The sequence below is a fragment of the Streptomyces sp. NPDC005574 genome (assembly GCF_040605435.1).
In the GTDB taxonomy this organism is placed as follows: domain Bacteria; phylum Actinomycetota; class Actinomycetes; order Streptomycetales; family Streptomycetaceae; genus Streptomyces.
Genome location: NZ_JBEXCW010000349.1, coordinates 1 through 1,138, shown reverse-complemented (window position 1 = coordinate 1,138; position 1,138 = coordinate 1). Strand labels below are relative to the sequence as shown.

Here is a 1,138-nt window from a genome sequence, read left to right as displayed (position 1 = left end):
GCTATTGTGTTGTGAGGTCGTGGTTGAGGATCTTGGCGGCTTTGCTGAGGGAGCCGGGCATGAGGTGGCGGTAGATCTTGTAGGTGACCTCGATGGTTTTGTGTCCCATCCATTCGGCGACGTCGGTGATGGGGATGCCGTGGTTGAGGCAGTTCGAGGCGAAGAAGTGCCGGAAGCTGTAGACGACCATTCCCTCGGGGATGTCCGTCTGCCCGGCTTTCTTGATCCGCTTCCACTGGTTGGCGATGTGGTAGTGGGGAAAGGTGCGCGACGGGTCGCCGGGATGACGCAGCAGGTAGCCGTCGACGGTGCCGTGCTTGTCCGCGTACCACTCGATGGTCCGCCGTGTGCGGGCAGGCAGGGGCACGTCCCGGTATTCGTCGGGCCGGCGGTGCTTGAGCCGGTCGTACTGGCAGGTGGTCCGGTTGACCTGTTCGGTGATCCGGTAGACGTCGTCAGCGACGATGTTGTTGACGTTCACGGCGAAGGCCTCACCGTTGCGCATCCCGCATCCGCTCATCAGATCAGTGATGAGCGTGAAGCTGTCGTCGCCGGCGGAACGTATCTGCTGCAGCTGGGCGGGTGAGGGGATCACCACCCGCTTGGGGTCGTACTGCGGCGCCTTGATCCCGGCCACCGGATTGTCGTCGAACAACCCCAGCCGGTGCGCATCCAGCAGGATCGCCTTGAGCTTGTCGAACGCGTTGGACTGCGCCGCCAGTCCCACCCCGTTGCGCTCCATCGTCTGGATGAAACCCTCGACGACCTTGTGGTCGAAAGTCTCCATCCGACGGCTGCCCAGCTGCGGCAGCAGATGAATGTCCAGCAGCGACTCCAAGTGCCTCACCGACGCCGGCCCAAGATCACGCTGGGCGGCTTTCCACCCCGCCGCATACTCCCCGAACCGCATCGCCCCGTACTTCGCGACCCGCTCCGCCTTCACCTGACCCCGCGGAGCCGCCTTCTTCCCGTTGTAGATCTCCACCAACCGCTCGGCGGCCTGATCCTGCGTCGCGAACCCCGACTCCTCCCTCTGCCCCCCACCCGCCGCCCGGTAACGGATCTTGTAGAGATGAGGACACTTCGACCACCGCGACCGCGGATGCCCACACTCCTTAAAAAACGAACCCATCCCACG

Annotated in this window: 1 protein-coding gene; it reads right to left on the bottom strand. The window is 63.9% G+C overall.

What is annotated here, in order from left to right; genetic code table 11:
- Position 1 precedes the first annotated feature (1 nt).
- Positions 2-1,138: tyrosine-type recombinase/integrase (locus ABZT03_RS44660; RefSeq protein WP_356050089.1), on the bottom strand; the 1,137-nt coding region annotated here is incomplete at its 5' end.